This is a genomic window from Streptomyces sp. B1I3 (assembly GCF_030816615.1).
Lineage (GTDB): Bacteria > Actinomycetota > Actinomycetes > Streptomycetales > Streptomycetaceae > Streptomyces.
This window is the reverse complement of sequence record NZ_JAUSYD010000001.1, coordinates 329,514-351,909: the sequence shown is the minus strand read 5'-3', so window position 1 is coordinate 351,909 and position 22,396 is coordinate 329,514. Positions and strand designations below refer to the sequence as shown.

Genomic DNA, 22,396 nt, shown 5'->3' with positions numbered 1-22,396 from the left:
CCGGCCTTCCTTCACCGTCCCCGAAAACTCTCCCCAAAGGTGTGGACCGGCATGCAGGAAAACCGTTTGCTTCCGACGGACACGGTTCCCGAGGAATTCCTCGGACTGACCGTTGCTCAGCAGGGCGTCTGGTACGGACAGCTGGTCGACCCGGACAGTCCGAAATACAACGTCGGGGAATGCTTCGAGATCCTGGGTGACCTCGACGAGGAATTATTCGCTGCGGCTGTCGGCCGCGCCGCCGCCCTGTGCGACAGCCTCAACCTGGAGTTCGTCACCGAGGGCGAGACAGTACGGCAGCACGTCATCCGCCGCCCCACGGCCGACCCCGACCGGCTCCACATGGTCGACCTGTCCGGCACCGACGACCCCGTCGCCGCCGCCGAGCACTACATGGCCCACGACATGTCCGCCGTCGACCGGCTCGACGCCCCGCGCCACCATTTCGCACTGCTGCGTCTCGGTGCCCGGCTGCACTACTGGTACGTCCGCTTCCACCACATCGCCGTCGACGGCCTCGGCGGCGCGGTCTTCGGCCGCACCGTGGCCGACCTCTACGGGCGCGCCGTACGAGGCGAGAACCCCGCCGCGGCCGAGCCGGCCCCCGCACCGTTGCGCGACCTCGTCGCCGACGAGGAGACCTACCGCCGCTCGCACCGCTACGAGGCCGACCGCGCCTATTGGACCAGCAAGTTCGCCGACCTGGCGGGCGCGGGGACGCGGGGGGCGACCGGTGCCGGGGACGACACGCGCGCGCAGGGCGGCGCGGCGCTGCTCCGGCGGCGCACCGACACGACGGCACCGGCCGCATCCGGCGCGTCCGCCGGGGCGGACGTCCGGATGCACACAGGCGAGACCCTGCCCGTCACCGTCCTCGACGACCTGCGCAGGCTCGCCGCCGGCAACCGCACCAAGTGGTCCGCCGTGCTCGTGAGCGCGGTCGCCGCCTACGTCGGCCGTGTCACCGGCGCGCAGGACATCACCGTGGGCCTCGCCTCCAACGGCCGTCACGGCGGGCTGCGGCACATCGTCGGGATGACCTCCAACATCCTGCCGCTGCGCCTGCACGTCACCGCCGACATGACGGTCGGCGGCCTCATACGTGCCGCCGCCGCCGAGATGGGCGGCGCCCTGCGCCACCGTCGCTTCTCCCGCGAACAGCTGGCCCGCGAGCTGAACATGACCGACGGTGCCGAACGCCTGACGGACGTGGTCGTCAACATCATGGGCTACGACTACGACCTGGACTTCGCCGGCAGCCCCGCCCCCTCGCGCGTCCTGTCCATCGGACCGGTCGACGACGTGTCGCTCTTCGTCTCCGAAAGGGCCGAGGGCAAAGGGCCGTTGATCGGCTTCGACGCCAACCCGGAGCTCTACCACCCCGAGGACGTGCGGCTGCTCCAGCAGGCGCTCGTGTCCTTCCTGTCGGCTCTGGCCACCGCGGACGCCGACACACCTCTCCGTGACCTTCCGCTTCTCGACGGCACCGTCGCCGAGAAGCTGCTCGCCCAGGGGCGAGGCACCGGCCTGCCGCCCACGCGGACAGCCTCGACTCTGCCGGAAGCATTCGGTACGCAGGCCCGCCTGACCCCCGACGCACCGGCGGTGGTGGACGGTGCCGACACGCTCTCCTACCGGCGGCTGGCGCAGGTGGCGGACGAGCTCTCCGTCGCCCTGGCCGGCTGGGGCATCGGCCCCGAGGACGGCGTCGGTGTCCTCGTGGGCCGCTCGGCGGCCCTGGTGTCCGCCACGCTCGGCGCAGTCGGCGCGGGGGCCGCGTACGTACCGATGGACGCGGCCTGGCCGGCCGAGCGGCTCGGCCGGGTCGCCGAAGTGGCTCGCGTCCGCGCCCTGGTGGTCGACGAGGCCACCGCCACCCGTCCCTGGGTCGAGGAGACGGCCGCCATCCTGCCGGTGATCGTCGTCGACGGTCACGGCGTTGTCGTACGCGGCGCCCCACCACGGCCGAGACCGCTGCCGGATGTGACCCGTGCCGACCGGCTCGCGTACGTGATGTTCACCTCCGGCTCCACAGGTCTGCCCAAGGGCGTCGGTGTCACCCACGCCGACGTCATGGCGCTGGCCGCCGACACCGCCTGGACGGACGGTGCGTGTCAGGCGGTGCTGCTGCACTCGGCCTACGTCTTCGACGCCTCGACGTTCGAGATCTGGGTGCCGCTCCTCAACGGCGGCTCAGTGGTCGTCGCGCCCGGTGGCGTCCTGGAGGCGCCTGCCCTCAGAGACATGGTGGAGCGGCACGGGGTGACCGCGCTGTTCCTGACGACAGCTCTGTTCAACGTCGTGGCCGAGGCCGACCTCGCGGCGTTCGCCGGGTTGCGCCTCGTCGCCGTCGGTGGTGAGGCCGCCGCTCCGGACCTGATGCAACAGGTGACGGCGGCCGTCCCCGGCACGCGCGTCCTGAACGTCTACGGACCCACCGAGACCACGACCTTCGCCACCCGCCACGAGGTCGCTCCGGCGACCCCGGGCGTCCCGCCCATCGGCCGGGCCCTCGACGGTATGCGCCTGTACGTGCTCGACGGCACCCTCGGACCTGTGCCGCCCGGTGTCGTGGGGGAGCTGTACGTGAGCGGGCACGGCGTCGCCCGGGGCTACCAGGGCCGCCCGGCGCTGACCGCCACCCGGTTCGTCGCCGACCCGTACGACACGCGCGGTGGCCGCATGTACCGGACCGGCGACCTCGTGCGCTGGAGCGCGCGCGGCGACATCGAGTACGTCGGCCGCGCCGACGGGCAGGTCAAGCTCCGCGGGTTCCGCATCGAGCCCTCCGAGATCGAGAACACCCTGCTCGCCGATCCGGGGGTGCGCGCCGCCTGCGTCCAGGTCCGCGAGGACATACCGGGTGACCGGCGCCTCGTGGCGTACGTCGTGGGGGCACCGGGCACCCGCCCGGACGAGCTCGCGCTGGCCCGCCGCGCTGGACGCACGCTGCCCTCGTACATGGTCCCTTCCGTGTTCGTCCTCCTCGACGCGCTGCCGCTGAACGCGAACGGCAAGGTCGACCGCCGGGCCCTGCCCGCCCCCCGTGGCGTCGCCACCACCGGCCGCGCCCCGCGCACGGCCCACGAAGAGGTCCTGGCCGGCCTCTTCGCCGACGTCCTGGGTGTGGCCTCCGTCGGCATCGACGACAACTTCTTCTCCCTCGGCGGGCACTCCCTGCTCGCCACCCGCCTCACGGGCCGGGTGCGGGCCGCGCTGGGCGCCGAACTCGGCATACGCACCCTCTTCGAACACCCCACGGTCGCCTCGCTCGCAGCCGCCCTCGGTACCAGCGGGACGGCCCGGCCGGCCCTCTCCCCGCAGGAACGGCCCGAAGTGGTCCCGCTTTCCTTCGCTCAGCAGCGCCTCTGGTTCCTCAACCGTGCCGACGGCCCCGGTGACACGTACACCATCCCGCTCGTCCTCGAACTCGAAGGTGCCCTGGACACCGATGCCCTGCGCGGTGCCCTGACCGACGTGGTCGTCCGGCACGAGAGCCTGCGCACCGTCTTCGCCGAGCACGACGGCGTGGCCCGCCAGGAAGTCATCGGCACATCCGCCGCCGCGGAGCTCGTCCCCCTCGTCGTCGAGCAGCCCCCGGCCGGGGAGAGCGCCGACGCCTGGGCCGAGGGGGCGGTGCGGCGCCTTTCCGCGGTGCCCTTCGACCTCGACGGCCAGGCCGGCGTCCGTGCCCATCTGCTTCGCCTGGGCACCGCCCGCCATGTCCTGGTCCTCGTCCTCCACCACGTCGTCGCCGACGGCTGGTCCCTCGCGCCGCTCAGCCGTGACCTCGGCGCCGCCTATCGCGCCAGGACCGCGGGTACGGGCACGCCCGACTGGCCCGCGCTGCGCGTGCAGTACGCGGACTACACCCTCTGGCAACGCCGGCTGCTCGGCGACGACGACGACCCGGACAGCCTGGCCGCACGCCAGCTCGCCTTCTGGCAGGAGGCACTGCGCGGCGCCCCCGACCTTCTCGACCTGCCACTCGACAGGCCCCGCCCGGCCGTGTCCAGCCACCGGGGCGACGCGGTCCCCTTCGCACTGCCCGCTCCCGCGCACGCCGCGCTCGTCCGGCTCGCCCGCGCCACCGGCTGCACCCCCTTCATGGTGCTTCAGGCGGCCCTTGCCGTGACCCTGCACGCCCATGGTGCCGGGACCGACATCCCGCTGGGCGCCGCGGTGGCCGGCCGCACCGACGAGGCACTCGACGACCTGGTCGGGTTCTTCGTCAACACCGTCGTCCTGCGCGCCGACCTGTCCGGAGACCCGAGCTTCCGCGAACTGCTGGAGAGGGTCGCGGAGTTCGATTTCGCCGCCTTCGGCCATGGTGACATTCCCTTCGAGCGGATCGTGGAGGCGGTGAACCCTGAGCGGTCCGGTGACCACCACCCGCTCTTCCAGACCATGCTGGTCCTCCAGAACCAGGAGCAGGCGGGGCTGGTCCTTCCCGGCGTCACCGTCCGCGACCGGTCCCGGCACACGGGCGTCAGCAAATTCGACCTGACGTTCTCGCTCACCGAGCTCACCGGAGTCGACGAGGTCACCGGAGCAGCCGAAGCCCCGGCCACCACCGGAGCAGCCGAAGCCCCGGCCACCACCGGAGCAGCCGAAGCCCCGGCCACCACCGGAGTCGCCGCCCACAGTGCAGTTGCCGAGCGCGCGTCCGCGGTCACCCCTTCCGGCGCCGGCGGCATCGGCGGTTACCTGGAATACGCCACCGATCTCTTCGACGCCGCCACCGCCCGCTCTCTCTGCGCCCGCTTCGCCCGCGTCCTCACCCTGGCCGTGACCGACCCCGACCGTACGGTCGGCGAGCTCGACCCCCTCGCGCCGGGCGAGCGGGACGTCCTCCTGCGCCTGGGACAGGGGGCGGAGTCTCCGCCGCCCGCCCGCACCGCCCCAGAAGCGGTTCGGGAGTGGGCCGCGCGCACACCGGACGCCGTCGCCGTGCGCGACGAGCACACGAGTCTCACCTACGCCGAGCTGGACGCCCGCGCCGACGCGCTCGCCCACGTCCTGCGCGAGCGTGGCGCCGGCTGCGAGGACCGGGTGGCCCTCGCCGTGCCGCCGTCCGTGGACACCGTCGTGGCGATGCTGGCCGTCCTCCGGTCGGGCGCCGCCTACCTGCCGGTGGACCCGCAGTATCCACCCGCCCGCATCCGGTACATGCTCGACGACGCGAGACCCGTCCTTCTGCTCACCACCGCGGACGTCCACGCGGGCCTGCCCGCCGGCGACATCCCCTGGCTCGCCCTCGACGGCCCGGCGGCCCGGCCCTCACGGCTCACCGGGCCCCTCCCGGACGCACCCCACCCCGCCGACCCCGCCTACGTCATCCACACCTCCGGCTCCACCGGCCGCCCCAAGGGCGTGGTCGTACCGCACGCGGCTCTGGCGAACCACATGGCCTGGATGGCGCGGCACCTGGCCATCACCCCGGGCGACCGGGTCCTCGCCCGCACCTCCACCAGCTTCGACGCCTCCGTGTGGGAGTTGTGGCTCCCGCTGATGCACGGCGCCGAAGTCTGTGTGCTCCCGCACGACGCCAACCGGGAACCCCGGACCCTCGTCTCCTGGATGAGCCGATTCGGCGTCACCGTCGCCCAGTTCGTGCCCTCGCACCTGACCCTCGTCCTCGCCGAGGCGGCTCAAGCCGCGCCACTCGCCGGCTTGCGCGCCGTCCTGTGCGGCGGCGAACCACTTCCGCGCACCCTCGCCGACGACGTCGCGGAACAGTGGCGGGCCGAGGTCCACAACCTCTACGGGCCGACCGAGGCGACCATCGACGCGACCGCCCACCGCGCCGGCGGTCCGGAGGCCCTGGCGCCCGCGGACGCCCGCACACCGTCCGAGACCGTGCCGATCGGCCTTCCCGTCGACTCGATGCGCGCCTACGTCCTAGACGGCCGGCTGCGGCCCGTTCCGCCCGGCGTCACCGGGGAGCTGTACCTGTCGGGCCCCAACCTCGCGCGTGGTTACCTCGACCGCCCGGGCCTGACCGCCGCACGATTCGTGGCCGACCCGTTCGACGCCACCGGCGCCCGTATGTACCGGACGGGCGACCTCGTACGGTGGAACGGGCGCGGTCTGCTCGACTACGTGACCCGCGCCGACGACCAGGTCAAACTGCGCGGCTTCCGGATCGAGCTGGGCGAGATCGAGGCCGCCCTCCTGGCCGGGCCCGGCGTCACCGCCGCCTGCGCCGTGATCCGCGAGGACATACCCGGCCGGCGCGCACTCGTCGCCTACGCGGTCACGGGAGATCCGGCCCTGCGCCCCTCCGTCCTGCGCGACGGCCTCGCCGAGAGCCTGCCGCACTACATGGTGCCAGGGGCCGTCGTCGTCCTGGACAGCCTGCCGTTGCTGCCCAACGGCAAGGTGGACCGGCGCGCCCTGCCCGCGCCCGAGGACAACGGCGACACCACCGCCGGACCCGGCGGGAGCGACCTCCGGGAAGACGTGCTCGCCGGTATCTTCGCCGACGTCCTGGACCGGTCCCTCGTGGGCCCGCACGACAGCTTCTTCGACCTCGGCGGGCACTCGCTCCTCGCGATGCGCGTCATCAGCCGTGTCCGTACCGTCCTGGGCGTCGAGATCGCCGTACGCACCCTGTTCGAGCACCCGACCGTCGCCGGCCTGGCGCGCGTCCTCGACACATCGGGCCGGACCCGGCCACCGGTGGTGCCCGTGGAGCGACGGCCCGACCCGCTGCCCCTGTCCTTCGCGCAGCAGCGCCTGTGGTTCCTGAACCGGCTCGAAGGCCCCAGCTCGACCTACAACATCCCGCTCGTCCTCGAACTCGACGGCGCCCTGGACACCGACGCCCTGTGCACCGCCCTGCTCGACGTCGTGGAGCGCCACGAGGCGCTGCGCACCGTCTTCCCCGAACGGGACGGCGTCCCCCACCAGATGGTGCTTCCCGCGCGCGTCGCCACACCCCGCCCGGCCGTCGTCACCTCGGCGCCGGCCGAGCTGGAGGACGCCGTCCTGGCCGCCGTGCGCGAGCCGTTCGACGTCGTCACGGACCCGCCGCTGCGCGCCCTGCTGTTGCGTGCCGCGCCCGGCCACCACGTCCTGGTGCTCGTCCTGCACCACATCGCGGCCGACGGCTGGTCGCTCGCCCCGCTCGCCCGTCACCTCGGCGACGCCTACCGGGCCCGGCTGGCGGGCCACGAACCCCATCAGGCGGCCGGCACCCCGCTCCAGTACGCCGACTACGCCCTCTGGCAGCACGCGGTCCTCGGGGACGGCGTCGCGCCGCAGAGCCTCCTGCGCCGGCAACTCGACCACTGGCACACCGCTCTGCAGGGCCTGCCGGGTCTGATCGACCTGCCGCTGGACCGCGCTCGCCCGGTCACGACCGACCCGAGGGGGGCCGTCCACACCTTCGACGTGCCGGCCGGGCTCCACCACCGTCTTCTGCGTCTCGCCGCGGAGTCGGGCAGCAGCCTGTTCATGGTGCTCCAGGCCGCGGTGGCCACCCTGCTGCACCGGCACGGCGCGGGTGACGACATCCCGCTCGGCTCGCCCGTCGCCGGCCGCCCGGACGAGGCGCTCGAGGACCTGGTCGGGTTCTTCGTCAACACGCTCGTCCTGCGCACGGATCTGTCAGGCAACCCGACCTTCCGGGAACTGCTCGTACGCGTGCGGGAGTTCGACCTGGCCGCGTACGCGCACCAGGACGTGCCCTTCGAGCGTCTCGTCGAAAGCGTCAACCCCGTCAGGGCGCGCAACCACCACCCGCTGTTCCAGACCATGCTGGTCCTGCAGAACCAGGAAGCGGTGAGCCCCGACCTGCCGGGGCTCACCGTCCAGGACCGGCTCGTGCACAACGGCCTGAGCAAGTTCGACCTCACCTTCGCCTTCACCGAGGAGCGGGCCGGGGGCGGCCTCGCCGCAGGGATCGAGTACGCCACCGCCCTCTTCGACAGGACCACCGTCGACACCCTCGCCGTCCGCCTGGTCCGCCTCCTGGAGCAGGTGGCCGCCGACCCCACTCTGCCCCTGGCCGGCTACGGCCTGATGGCCCCGGAGGAGCACGCCCGCGTCACCCACTGGGGGGCCGGCCCGGGCCTGCCCGCCGACACCGCGGACGCCACCCTGCCCGCCCTCTTCGCGGCCCAGGTGCACCGCACACCCGGCGCCGTCGCCGTGACCGGCGGCGGCACCACCCTCACGTATGCCGAACTCGACGGGATCTCCGCCGACCTCGCCCGCACCCTGGCCGGCCTCGGCGCCGGCCCCGAATGCGGGGTCGGCGTGCTGCTCACCCGGTCGCCGGCCGTGGTGTCGGTGTCCCTGGGAGCGGTCCGCGCGTCCGGCGCCTACGTCCCGCTGGACGCGCGCTGGCCCGGGGAACGGCTCGACCAGGTCGCCGGGGTGGCGGCCGTACGGGTCCTCGTCGTCGACGAGGACGCCTTCGCCACCCCCTGGGTCACCGCGACGCTCAGCCGGCTGCCGGTCGTGGTCGTGGACCGGCTCGGCCGGGTCCTGCGGGGCGCGCCCGCACGGCCGGGCCACCCGGCCGCGGTGCCCGGCCCGGGCGCGCTCGCCTACGTGATGTCCACCTCCGGCTCGACCGGCCTGCCCAAGGGCGTCGGCGTCACGCACGCCGACGTGGTCGCGCTCGCAGCCGACTCCGCCTGGGCCGGCGGCGCGGCCGACGCGGTCCTGATGCACTCGGCGTACGTCTTCGACGCCTCCACGTTCGAGATCTGGGCCCCGCTCCTGCGCGGCGGCCGCATCGTCGTGGCACCGGACGGCGTTCTGGACGCCGGCGTCCTCGGCGACGCCGTCCATGAGCACCACGTGACCGCGGTGTTCCTGACGACGGCGCTGTTCAACGTGATCGCCGAGACCGATCCCGGCGCCTTCGCCGGCCTCCGGCTCGTGTGCGCCGGTGGGGAACTGGCCTCACCGGACGCGATGCAGCGGGTCGCCGGGACCGCACCCGGTGTGCGCGTACTCCACGTGTACGGACCCACGGAGACCACCACCTTCGCCACCCGCTACGACGTGTCGGCGGACCTGCCGTCCGGCCCGCCGCCCATCGGCCGAGCCCTGGACGGCATGCGCCTGTACGTCCTCGACGGTTCCCTGGGCCCGGTACCGCCTGGGGTGGTGGGCGAGCTGTACCTCGCGGGCCGAGGCGTGGCACGCGGGTACACCGGCCTTCCGGGCCTCACCGCCACGCGCTTCGTGGCCGACCCGTTCGATCCGGCGGGCGGACGCATGTACCGTACCGGCGACCTCGTCCGGTGGACGCACGACGGCCAGATCGCCTACGTCAACCGCGCCGACGGGCAGGTGAAACTGCGCGGCTACCGGATCGAACCCGGTGAGATCGAGGGTGCGCTCGCCTGCTGCGACGGCGTCGCCGACTCCTTCGTCGTCGTGCGCGAGGACACCCCCGGCGACCGGCGGCTGGTCGCCTACGTGGTGCCCGCCGTCGGTGCGCGCCCCGACCCCGGCGACCTCGCCCGCGCCGTCGGCCGGTCGCTGCCCGCCTACATGGTGCCCACCGTCTTCGTCCTGCTCGACGCGCTGCCGCTGACCCTCAACGGCAAGGTGGACCGGCACGCGCTGCCCGCCCCCGAGCACCACGCTCCGGCCCGCGGGCGCGCCGCTCGCACCGCCGTCGAGGAGATCCTGTGCGGACTCTTCGCCGACCTGCTCGGCCTCGACGGGGTGGGGGCCGACGACGACTTCTTCGCCCTCGGCGGCCACTCGCTGCTCGCCACCCGCCTCACCGCGCGCATACGCCCCGCACTCGGTGTGGAGTTCCAGGTCAAGGCCCTCTTCGAGCACCCCACGCCGGCGGCGCTCGCCGCCGCGCTGGACGATGCCGAGGCGGCCAGGAGCCCTCTGGAGCGCGCCACGAGCCGCCCCGATCCGCTGCCGCTGTCCTACGCACAGCAACGCCTGTGGTTCCTCAACCGTTTCGAGGGGCCCAGCCCCACGTACAACGTGCCGCTCGTGCTCCGTCTGCGCGGCCCTCTCGACGTGGAAGCCCTGGAGAGCGCCCTGTCGGATGTGGTCGAGCGCCACGAGAGCCTGCGCACCGTCTTCCCCGACAGCGACGGCGTGGCGCGCCAGGTCATCCTGGACGCCGTCGGCGCCGACCTCGACCTGACGCCCCGCGACACCGCCCCCGACCGCCTCGACGAGGTCCTGGGCACCGAAGTGGCGCACGTTTTCGATGTCAGCACGGACATCCCCGTACGGGCCCGGCTGGTGCGGTCGACCGCCGAGGACCACGTCCTCGTGCTCGTCGTCCACCACATAGCCGGCGACGGCTGGTCGCTCGCCCCGCTCGCGCGCGACCTGGGGGAGGCGTACCGGGCACGTACCGAGGGCGTGGAGCCGTCCTGGACGGAACTCGGCGTCCAGTACGCCGACTACACGCTGTGGCAGCGTTCGCTGCTGGGCGACGAGGACGACCCGTCGAGCCAGGCCGCCCGCCAGCTGGAGTTCTGGCGCGCCGCGCTCGCCGGCGCTCCCGACCTGCTCGACCTGCCCTACGACCGGCCGCGCCCCGCCGTCACCGCCCACCGGGGCGAGGCGTTCACCTTCCCCGTCGACGCGGACACCCACCGGGCCCTGGCCGAACTCGCCCGTGCCCGCGGGTGCAGCCTCTTCATGGTCCTCCAGGCGGCCCTGTCGGTGCTCCTCTCGCGGCACGGCGCCGGTGAGGACATCCCGCTCGGCACCGCCGTCGCCGGCCGTACCGACGAGGCCCTCGACGATCTGGTGGGCTTCTTCGTCAACACCCTCGTCCTGCGCACCGACCTCAGCGGGGATCCCACCTTCGGCGAAGTGCTCGACCGGGTGCGGGAGTTCGACCTGGCGGCCTACGCCCACCAGGACATACCGTTCGAGCGGCTGGTGGACTCACTCAGCCCGGTCCGGGCCCAGAACCACCACCCGCTGTTCCAGACCATGCTCGTCCTGCAGAACCATGAGGACGCGCAGATCGACCTGGCAGGGCTCACGGTCACGGAACAGCCCGTGCGCACCGGCATCAGCAAATTCGACCTGACCTTCACCTTCTCCGAGAGACGCGACGGCACGGGCCGGCCCGCCGGCCTCGACGGTGTCCTGGAGTTCTCCACCGAACTCTTCGCCCCGGCCACCGCGCACGCCCTCGCCGCCCGCCTGACCCGCCTGCTCGCCACACTCGCCTCCGACCCCGGCAGGCGCGTCCACGCCACCGACGTCCTGGACCCGGCCGAGCGGCGGAGCCTGGACCGAGCCGCGCATGGCCCGGTCCGGCTGGCGAAGGCCCGCACGGCGCCCGACGCGTTCCGCGCCCAGTGCGCCCGGACCCCGGCGGCGACCGCCGTGCTCGACGGCGCGCACCGCCTCACGTTCGGCGAGCTCGACGCGCTCTCCGACGATCTCGCGCACCACCTGCACAGCCGGGGCATCGGCCGCGGCGACCTCGTCGCACTCGCCCTCGAAGGCACCGCCGACCAGGTCGTGGCGATGCTGGCGGTCGCCAAGGCCGGGGCCGCGTACCTGCCGGTCGACCTGGAGTACCCCGAGGCGCGTATCGCCCACATGCTCGACGACGCCCGCCCGGCGCTGCTCCTCACCCACGGCACCGCACGCGCCGCGCGGTACGGCGCGTCCGTCCCCTGCCTCGCCCTCGACGACCGGGCTGCCTGGTCCACCGGGCGCGCGGCTCCGCCGGCCGCCGCACCGGACCCGCGCGACGCGGCGTACGTCATCTACACATCGGGCTCCACCGGCCGCCCCAAGGGAGTCGTCGTCACCCACGCCTCCCTGACCAACCACATGGCGTGGATGGCAGGCCACCTGGGCCTCACCGACGAGGACCGGGTCCTGGCCCGCACGTCGCCCAGTTTCGACGCCTCGGTCTGGGAGACCTGGCTGCCCCTCCTGCACGGCGGCGCCACCTGCCCCGTGCCTCCCACCGTCAACCACGACCCGGCGGGGCTGCTGGCCCGGATGCGCGACGCGGGCACGACCCTCGCCCAGTTCGTCCCCTCTCACCTCGCACTCGTCCTCACGGAGACCACCCCCGACGAGGCGCCCACGACGCTGCGGGCCGTCCTCTGCGGCGGTGAACCCCTGCCCCGGAACCTGGCGGAGCGGGTCCGGGCGGACTGGTCGGCCGAGGTGCACAACCTCTACGGGCCCACCGAGACGACCATCGACGCCGCGGCGCACCACTACCGAGGCGGTGAGGCGGACGGGGGAGAGCAGACCGTCCCGCTCGGCCGCCCCGTGGACAACACCCGCGCCTACGTCCTGGACGGCGGCCTCCGCCCGGTGCCGCCGGGTGTCACCGGCGAGCTCTACGTCGCGGGCGACGGCCTCGCACGCGGCTACCTCGAGCGCCCGGGCCTGACCGCCTCACGGTTCGTCGCCGATCCGTACGGTCCAGGAGGGAGCCGCATGTACCGCACCGGCGACCTCGTCCGACGGGACATCGACGGCCTGCTCACCTATGTCGCGCGCGCCGACGACCAGGTCAAGCTGCACGGCTTCCGCATCGAACTCGGCGAGATCGAGGCCGCTCTCACCGACCTCGACGGCATCACCGCCGCATGCGCCCTCGTACGGGAGGACCGTCCGGGGGAGCGTCGCCTGGTCGCCTACACCGTCACCGGCGGGCGGGACGGCGCCGAACCCCTCACCGACAGCGAGTTGCGCTCCCGGCTGATGTCGGCCCTGCCGCCGTACATGGTGCCCGCCGTGTTCGTCCCGCTCGACGCACTGCCCCTGCTGCCCAACGGCAAGGCCGACCGGCGGGCCCTGCCCGCCCCGGAGCGCCCCACCGCCACCCGGCCGGGCGGACGGCCGCGCACCGCGCAGGAAGGCGTCCTGTGCGACGTGTTCGCCTCCGTACTGCGCACACCCACCGTCCGCACCGACGACGACTTCTTCGCCCTCGGCGGTGACAGCATCCTCTCCATCCAGCTCGTCAGCCGGGTCAGGGAGGCCGGCCTCGGTGTTACCCCGCGCGACGTCTTCGTCCACCGCACGCCCGAGGCCATCGCGGCCGTCGCCACCACCTTGGACCGCAAGACCGCCGCGCCGGCCGGGCTGGGCACCGGCGTGATGCCGCCGACGCCCATCGCCGCCTGGTTCCTGGAACGGCCCGGCACCGCGGACGGATACAACCAGTCCGGGGTGCTGCGCACGCCCGCGGGCGCCGACGAGGACTCCCTCGTCGACACCCTCCAGCTCCTCATCGACCACCACGACACACTCCGCCTGCGCGCCGGCCGGTCGGCCGACGGCGCACCCGTCCTCGAGACCCTGCCACCCGGCTCCGTGCCGGCCCGGCGCCGCTTCACCCGGGTCGACGTCGCGGGACTCGACGCCGGCGCCGTACGCGCTGCCGTCACCGAGGCAGGTGAACAGGCCCGCAGACGGCTGCGGCCCGCGCACGGAGAGGTGATCGAGGCCGTCTGGTGCGACGCAGGCCCCCACGTCCGCGGGCGGCTGCTCCTCGTCGTGCACCACCTGGCCGTCGACGCGGTCTCCTGGCGCATCCTCGCCGCCGACGTGGCCGGTGCCTGGCAGTCGGTCACCCGTGCCGCAGCCGCCGGCGAAGGGGCCGTGGCACTGCCCCCGGCCGGCACGTCCTACCGGCACTGGGCCCTTCTCCTCGACTCCCAGGCACGTGAGGCCACGCGTGAGGCGGAACTCGACCTGTGGCGGACGGTGCTGAGCACACCCGACCCGCAGCTGGGATACCGGCCGCTCGACCCCGACCGGGACACCGCGGACCGGACACGCACCCTGACCACGCACCTGCCTGCCACCTGGACCACGCCCCTGCTCACCACCGTCCCCGCCGCCTTCCATGCCGGGGTGGAGGACGTCCTGCTCACGGGCCTCGCTCTTGCCGTCTGCTCCTGGCGTGCGGAACGGACCGCCGGCCCCGACGGATCCCACCCGGACGGCACCGCCGTCCTCCTCGACCTGGAGGGCCACGGCCGCGAGCAGATCGCCGACCACCTCGACCTCTCCCGCACGGTCGGCTGGTTCACCAGCCTCTACCCGGTCCGGCTCGACCCGGGACCCGTCGAGGCCCGCGAGCCCGGCCGCTTCGACGCCGCCCTGGTCGAACGCGCCCTCAAGCGCGTCAAGGAACAGCTGCGGACCATCCCCGACCACGGCGTCGGCTACGGGATGCTGCGCCACCTCAACCCGGCCACCCGCCCCCAACTGGCCACCGCGCCCGACCCTCAGATCGGCTTCAACTACCTCGGCAGGTACGCCGCCGCGCAGGAGGGGGCCGACGGGGACGGGGGCGCCGACTGGGAGGTGCTGCTCGACGGTGGCGGGCCGCGCGCCCAGGACCCCGACATGCCCGTCCACCACGTACTCGACGTCAACGCGCACACCGAGGACCTGCCGGACGGTCCGCGCCTGGTCACCCGCTGGACCTGGCCCAGCGACCTCCTCAAGGAGGAGGACGTCGAGGCACTGGCCAACGCCTTCGTACGCGCGCTGCGCGCCGTCGCCGAGCATGCCGAACGGCCCGACGCGGGCGGCTGGACGCCCTCCGACCTTCCCCTGGTCTCGCTCGACCAGGCCCAGATCGACCGACTGCAGAACAAGTGGGGTGGACGCAAGTGACCGGGTTCAAACTGGAAGACGTACTGCCGCTGACGCCGTTGCAGGCAGGCATGCTCTTCCACGCGCTGTACGACTCCCGCGCCGTGGACGTCTACACCGCGCAGTTCGTCCTCGACCTCGAAGGGCCTGTCAGCGTCCCCGCTCTGCACGCCGCCGTCGGCGGCCTGCTGCGGCGGCACGCCAACCTGCGGGTCGGCTTCCTCCACGAGGACCTGGACGAGCCCGTGCAGGCAGTCGCCGCCGAGGTGCCGGTGCCACTGGAGGAACTGGACCTGACCGGCCCTGACGGAACTGGTACGGCACAGGAGCGTCTCACCGCTTTCCTCGCCGCCGACCGTACCCGTCGCTTCGACCTCGACGCCCCGCCTCTGATGCGCTTCACCCTCGTGCGCACCGCGCCGGAGCGCCACCGGCTCGTCATGACGAGCCATCACATCCTGCTCGACGGATGGTCCATGCCCCTGCTCGTACGAGAGCTGTTCGAGCTGTACGCACGCCGGGGCGACGACAGCGCCCTGCCGCGCGTCACCCCGTACCGCACCTACCTCGCATGGCTGGCCCAGCAGGACCGTGCCGCCGCCCTCGACCTCTGGCGCACCGCCCTGGACGGCCTCGAGGCGCCGACCCTGCTCGCCGGGCGGGGCGGCGCGGACGTGCCGGGCCCCGGCGCCCTTCCCGAGACCCTCGTCCTCGATCTGGACGCGGGCACGACGCGCCGGCTGCGTGAGACGGCCCGCGCCCACCGGCTCACCCTCAACACGCTCGTACAGGGCGCCTGGGGTCTGCTGCTCGCCCACCTCACCGGGCGCCCGGACGTCGTTTTCGGCACCACCGTCTCCGGCCGGCCGCCGGAGATCCCGGGCATCGAGTCGATGGTCGGCCTGTTCATCAACACCGTGCCGGTACGGCTCCGCCCGGCACCGGGCGAGACCCTGGCCGCGCTCCTGACCCGGCTCCAGGAGGAACAGGGCCGCCTCCTGGGCAGTCAGTACGTGGGTCTGACCGAGATACGCGGCGTCACGGACCTGGACGAACTCTTCGACACCCTGGTCGTGTTCGAGAACTACCCCATGGACGCCGAGGCCCTGCGCACCGCGCAGCAGGGACTGCCCGGTCTCGAAGTGACCGGCTTCAGCGGAACGGACGCGGCCCACTACCCGCTCACCCTCACCATCGCACCGGGCGACGCGCTGAAGATCACCTTCGGCTACCGGGCCGCCGTGCTCCACCGGGACGAGGTGGCCCGCACGGTCGCCCGCATGCGGCGCCTGCTGACCGCGATGGCGGACGGGCTCGGCGGCCGCGCCGACGCGGCCCCCGTCCTGCTGGACGGTGAGCGCGAGACGCTGCTCGCGCAAGGACGGGGCTCCGAGCTCGCCTGCGGCTCCCTGGACGAGAGCATCCCGGCCGCCGTCGCAAGGCACGCCGCCCGGCACCCGGACGCGGTGGCCGTGTCCGGTGCGGGCGAGAAGCTGACCTACGCACAACTGGAAGAACACGCAGCAACGCTGGCCGGCATCCTGACCGGGCTCGGCACGGGCGTGGAGGACGGCGTCGGCATCCTCCTGGGCCGCTCGACGGCCGTGGTCACCGCCTCCCTTGCGGCCCTGCGCGCGGGAGCCGTCTACGTACCGCTGGACCCGCGCTGGCCCGTCGAACGGCTCGCCCGCGTCACCGACGTGGCCGCACCGCGCGTCCTGATCGTCGACGAGACCACCCGCGCGCACGCCTGGGCGCGCCGACCAGGCCCCGACGTCCGTGTGGTGACCGTCGACGCGGCGGGCCGGGCGCTGCACGGCGGCCCGGCCGCCCCCGGGCCCCTTCCCGCCGTCACGGGCGGCGCCCGGCTCGCGTACGTGATGTTCACCTCCGGCTCCACCGGCCTGCCCAAGGCCGTCGGCGTCACCCATGCGGACATCACCGCCCTCGCGGCCGACCGGACATGGGGCGACGGGGCGGCCGACGCGGTCCTGATGCACTCGGCGTACGTCTTCGACGCCTCCACCTTCGAGATGTGGGCGCCCCTCCTCAACGGGGGCCGCGTCGTCGTGGCCCCCGAGGGCACCCTCCAGCCCGCCGTGCTCCGCGAGCTGGTCGCCCGGGACGGCGTGACGGCGGCGTTCCTGACCACGGCCCTGTTCAACGTCGTCGCCGAGACCGATCCCGGCGCCCTCGGCCTGCTGCGGCTGACAGCCTCCGGAGGCGAGACGGCAGCGCCCGGCGTCCTCCAGCGCCTCGCCGCCGCCCACCCCCGAACCGCCTTCCTCAACGTCTACGGACCCACCGAGACCACCACCTTCGCGACCCTCCACCGCGTCCGCCCCGGAGACGCTCCCGGCGCCGTGCCCCCGATCGGCCGACCGCTCGACGGCATGCGCGCCTACGTCCTCGACGCGGCCGTGCGGCCCGTGCCGCCCGGTGCCGAGGGCGAGTTGTACGTCGCCGGCCCGGGTGTCGCGCGCGGCTACCTCGGACGTCCCGGCCTCACCGCCACCCGGTTCGTCGCCGACCCGTTCGCCGGGACCGGGGCACGGATGTACCGCACCGGCGACCTCGTGCGCCGGGACGCCGACGGCACCCTGCACTACGTCGCACGCGCCGACCAGCAGATCAAACTCCGCGGCCACCGCATCGAGCCGGCCGAGATCGAGGCGGTCCTCCGTGCCGACGCCTCCGTGCGCGCGGCCTGCGTCCTGGTCCGCGAGGACCTGCCCGGCGACCGCACCCTGACCGCCTACGTCGTCCCGGCCCCCGGGCGGACCCCGGACCCGGAACTACTCGCCGCGCACGTCGGCCGTCAGCTGCCCGCCTACATGGTGCCGGCCACCATCCAGCCACTCGACGCACTGCCGCTGACCGCGAACGGCAAGCTCGACCATGCCGCCCTGCCCGCGCCCACCACCCTGCCCGGCGCGGGGGGCCGGCCGCCGCGCGACGCCCACGAGGAGATCCTCGCAGGGCTGTTCGCCGACGTACTGGGTGTGCCCCGCGTCTCCGTGGACGACAGCTTCTTCGCCCTGGGCGGCCACTCGCTGCTCGCCACCCGGCTCGTGGGCCGCATCCGCACCGCCCTGGACACCGAGACCGACATCCGCACCCTCTTCGAGAACCCCACCGTCGCCACGCTCGCCACCGCCCTGCGGGACGCGGACCGTCCCGCCAGGCCCGCCCTCGTGCCGCAGGAACGCCCCACCGAGCTCCCGCTCTCCTACGCACAGCAGCGCCTGTGGTTCCTCCACCGCCTCGAAGGCCCCTCCGCCACGTACAACATCCCCTTCGCCCTGCGCATCGACGGCCCCCTCGACACGGACGCCCTGCGCCAGGCGCTCCGCGACGTCGTCACCCGGCACGCGGCCCTGCGCACCGTCTTCCCGGAGCGCGACGGCCGGCCGCACCAGCACATCACCGCCCCGGACGACGTCCGCCTCCCGTTCACCCTCGAAGCCGTCGAGGAGGACGGGCTCACCGCCCGGATCGAAGCCGCCGCGAAGACAGCGATCGACATCGAGCACCGTCTCCCGCTCCGGGCGACCCTGCTGCGCCCGGCCGTCGACGCCCACGTCCTGGTCCTCGTGATCCATCACATCGCCGCCGACGGCTCGTCGCTGTCAACCCTCGCCCACGACCTCGGCGCCGCCTACCGCGCCCGCGTCCGCGCCGAGGCACCGGCATGGCCGGCGCTCCCCGTCGACTACGCCGACTACACCCTCTGGCAGCGCCGCCTGCTGGGCGCCGAGCACGACCCCGAGAGCCTCGTCGCACGACAGCTGGCCTACTGGAAGAGCGCGCTGGACGGGCTGCCGGAGATGGTCGAGCTGCCCTGGGACCGGCCGCGTCCCGCCACACCCCGGCACACCGGCGCCACCCACGAGTTCGCCCTCGACCCCATCACCGCCCGGCAGGTCTCGGAGCTCGCCCGCTCCCGTGGATCCAGCGTCTTCATGGTGCTCCAGGCCGCCCTGTCGGCCGTTCTCTCCCGGCACGGCGCGGGGGAAGACATCCCGCTGGGCACGGCCGTCGCCGGACGCACCGACGAGGCCGCCTCGGACCTCGTCGGCTTCTTCGTCAACACACTCGTACTGCGCACGGATCTGACGGGTGACCCCACGTTCCTCGAGCTCCTCGACCGCGTGAAGGAGTCCGACCTCTCCGCCTACGCGCATCAGGACGTCCCCTTCGAGCGCCTGGTGGAGCTGCTCAACCCCGCACGGTCGCAGAACCACCACCCGCTCTTCCAGACCATGCTGATCCTCCAGAACCACACCCCCGCCGCCCCGGTCGACCTGCCCGGCCTCACCGCGGGTGGCGTACCGGTCGACCCCGGAGTCAGCAAGTTCGACCTGTCGTTCACCTTCACCGAGCTGTACGACGACGACGGCGCACCCGGCGGCATGCGCGCCGCCGTCGACTACGCGACGGAACTCTTCGACGCGGCCACGGTCCGCGATCTCGCCGGGCGCCTCGTCCTGCTGCTCACCGCCGTCACCGACGACCCGGAGCGCCCGCTGAGCGCGTACGACGTCCTCACCGACGCCGAACGCGCCCGCCTCACCGCCTGGGGGACCGGCCCCGTCGAGAACCTGCCCGCGTCCACCGTCCCCGCGCTCTTCGAGCAGTGGGCCGGGCGTACCCCGGGCGCCCCGGCCGTCCGTGACGCGGCCACCACACTCACCTACGGTGAGCTCGACGCCCGTGCCGACGCCCTCGCCCACCACCTCAGGGCGCGGAACATCGGCCCCGAGGACAGGGTGGCCGTCGCCCTGCCCCGCACCAACGACCTGGTCGTGGCGCTCCTCGGCGTCCTCAAGGCCGGGGCGGCGTACGTGCCGCTCGACCCGGACTACCCGGCCCAGCGCCTGTCCTACATGCTCGACGACTCACGGCCGCGCCTGCTCCTGACCACACCCGCCGTCCGCCGCCGCCTCCCGGAGTCCCGGGTGCCCTGCGTGTACGTCGGAGACCTCGGGGGCGGGGACCACCCCTCGGCGACCGCGTCCGCCGCCGCCCGTACACGGCCCGTCCCGGCCCTGCTCCCGGCACACCCGGCGTACGTCATCTACACGTCCGGCTCCACCGGCCGCCCCAAGGGCGTCGTGGTCACCCACCAGGGCGCCGGCGCCATGGCCAGGACCCAGAGCGAGCGGCTGCGCGTCGGTCCGGGCAGCCGGGTCCTGCACATGGCGTCCGTCAGCTTCGACGCCGCGTTCTGGGAGATGTGCATGGGCCTGCTCTCCGGAGCCTGCCTGGAGATCGACGAACGCGACGCCCTGCTGCCCGGCCCCTCCCTCGCCGCGCTGGTCCGTGAGCGGGGCGTCAGCCACCTCACCATGCCGCCCGCCGCCCTCGCGGTGATGCCGCCCGGCTCGCTCCCCTCAGGGACCACGATGGTCCTCGCCGGCGAGGCGTGCCCGCCGGCGCTGGTGCGTGCCTGGGCAGGCGACCGGTTCCTCGTCAACGCCTACGGTCCGACGGAGACCACCGTCTGCGCGACCATGAGCACCTTCCAGCACGCGGACGGGCCGCTCGCCCCCGACCGCACCGTACCCATCGGCGTCCCCGTCAACGGCACCCGCGTCCACGTCCTCGACGACCGGATGGCGCCCGTGCCGCCCGGCGTCGTGGGCGACCTCTACGTCGCCGGCGAGGGAGTGGCCCGTGGGTACCACGGCCGTGCCGCCCTGACCGCGTCCCGTTTCGTGGCCGACCCGTTCGACCGCGCGGGCGGCCGGATGTACCGCACCGGTGACCTGGTGCGCTGGACGGCCGGCGGGGAACTCGTCTACGTCTCCCGCGCCGACGACCAGGTCAAACTCCGCGGCTTCCGCATCGAGCTCGGCGAGATCGAGGCCGCGTTGACCGCTCTGCCCGGCGTCGCCGCGGCCTGCGCCGTCGTCCGCGAGGACCGGCCCGGCGACCGGCGGCTGGTCGCCTACACCGTGCCCGCGGACGGAGCGGCCGGCCCGGACGACGACGAGGTGCGCGCGCACCTCGCCACCACCCTGCCCGACCACATGATCCCCGCCGCCCACGTGCGGCTCGAAGCCCTGCCCGTCACCCCCAACGGCAAGACGGACCGGCGCGCCCTGCCCGCACCCGACCCGGCCGTGCCGGCCGGTGGCCGGGCACCGGGCACCGCCCGTGAGCGCGCCCTGTGCGAGGCGTTCGCGGAGACGCTCGGCGTGCCCGAAGTGGGGGTCACGGACGACTTCTTCGCCCTGGGCGGCCACTCGCTCCTCGCCGTGACCCTCGCCCAGCGCATCGCGGAACGGTGCGGCCGACGCCCCTCTCTGCGCGCCCTGTTCGCCACACCCACCGTGGAGGGCATCGCCCGCCTCCTGGACAGCGAGGCGGGGGAGGAGGCCACGGGGGACGCCGGGGTACCGGACCTGGCCGCCGAACGCCTGGCGGCGGACATCACGGGCCGCACCGCCGCGGCCCCGGTGCCCGGCCCCGCCCGCAGGCCCTCCCGCCCGTCCGCCCGGCCCTTCCTGACCGGTGCCTCCGGCTTCCTCGGCGCCTTCCTCCTGCGCGATCTCATCGAGACCACCGACGGCCCGGTCGACTGCCTCGTACGGGCCGGGGACGCACAGCGCGCCGCGCAGCGGCTGCGGGCCAATCTGGAGCGCTACGGCCTGTGGAGCCCTCGGTACGCCGACCTGATCCGCCCCGTCCCCGGAGACCTCGCGGCACCCGGCCTGGGTCTGTCACCCGAGGACCGGGCCGCCCTGGCCCGTCGCCTCGGCCCTGTCATCCACAACGGCGCACGCGTCAACTTCGCCGCCGGGTACGGTGATCTGCGCGCCCCCAACGTGGCAGGCACCGAGGAACTGCTGCGCCTGCTCGCCGACTCCGCCTCACCCGGGATGCATCACGTCTCGACCACGAGCGTCTACGCCCCGGCGCCCGGCACCGATCCCGTCGTCATCACGGAGTCGAGTCCCACGGGACCGGCGTCCGGCCTGCCCGACGGGTACGCGCAGAGCAAGTGGGCCGCCGAACAACTCGTCGGCCAGGCCCGCGAGCGCGGCCTGCCGGTCACCGTCTACCGCCCCGGCCGCATCAGCGGCGACACCACCACCGGCGCCTGCCAGGACCGCGACCTGCTCTGGCAGCTCATCAAGGGATGCCTGCAGGCGGGCGCGGTGCCGGACCTGCCGTACGGTACGACCGACTGGGTGCCCGTGGACTACGTCAGCGCTGCGGTCGTGGCGCTCTGCGCGTCCGGTCGGACGGGCGCCGATACCTATCACCTCACCAACCCGGACGCCCCCGGTCTGGACCGCGTCTTCGAAGCGGCCGCCCGCCTGGGCCACGAGCTGCGCACCGTTCCCGCGCCGGACTGGCAGGCCCGCGTCGCGGAACAACACGACAACGCGGCGCAACTGTTCCTCGGCGACGAGGGGGAGATCCGGCACGAGGCGACGGAGCACCGTGGCTTCGACTCCAGCCGGACGGCCAAGGAGACCGGGGCTCTGGGCATCCACCTGCCACCCCTGACGGACGACGTCCTGACCCGCTACCTCACCTACTTCCACGGGACAGGCTTCCTGCCCGCTCCGCGGGGGGTGCGGGCCACGACGTAGCCGCCGGGCACGCCCGGCGACGACGACCCCTGGGGGTGTGACGGTGGCCGTACCGGGAGCAGACGCGGATGTTCCGGACCGGCAGGCCACAGCCCGCTCGCCCAGGCGGAAGGGGAGACCGCACCGTGGCCGGACACCGCACGGGACGGACGCACCGGGCGGGACGCGCTCGCAGATGTTGATCTCGAAAGGAT

The 22,396-nt window shown here is 73.9% G+C and carries 2 protein-coding genes; both read left to right on the top strand.

Annotated elements, in window-relative coordinates:
• Positions 1 to 51 precede the first annotated feature (51 nt).
• A complete protein-coding gene (locus QFZ58_RS01645) occupies positions 52 to 14,619 on the top strand; it encodes a non-ribosomal peptide synthetase (protein WP_307123065.1) in 14,568 nt (4,855 codons plus the stop codon).
• Positions 14,616 to 22,202 (top strand): non-ribosomal peptide synthetase, encoded by a 7,587-nt coding sequence (locus tag QFZ58_RS01640; protein WP_307123064.1) that lies wholly within the window; start codon positions 14,616 to 14,618, stop codon positions 22,200 to 22,202. The genes QFZ58_RS01645 and QFZ58_RS01640 overlap by 4 nt, the downstream gene beginning before the upstream one ends.
• Positions 22,203 to 22,396: the final 194 nt, after the last annotated feature.

Bases quoted from the DNA above. Each gene is read 5' to 3' on its own strand.
- QFZ58_RS01645 (WP_307123065.1), top strand. From the start codon at position 52: ATGCAGGAAAACCGTTTGCTTCCGACGGACACGGTTCCCGAGGAATTC.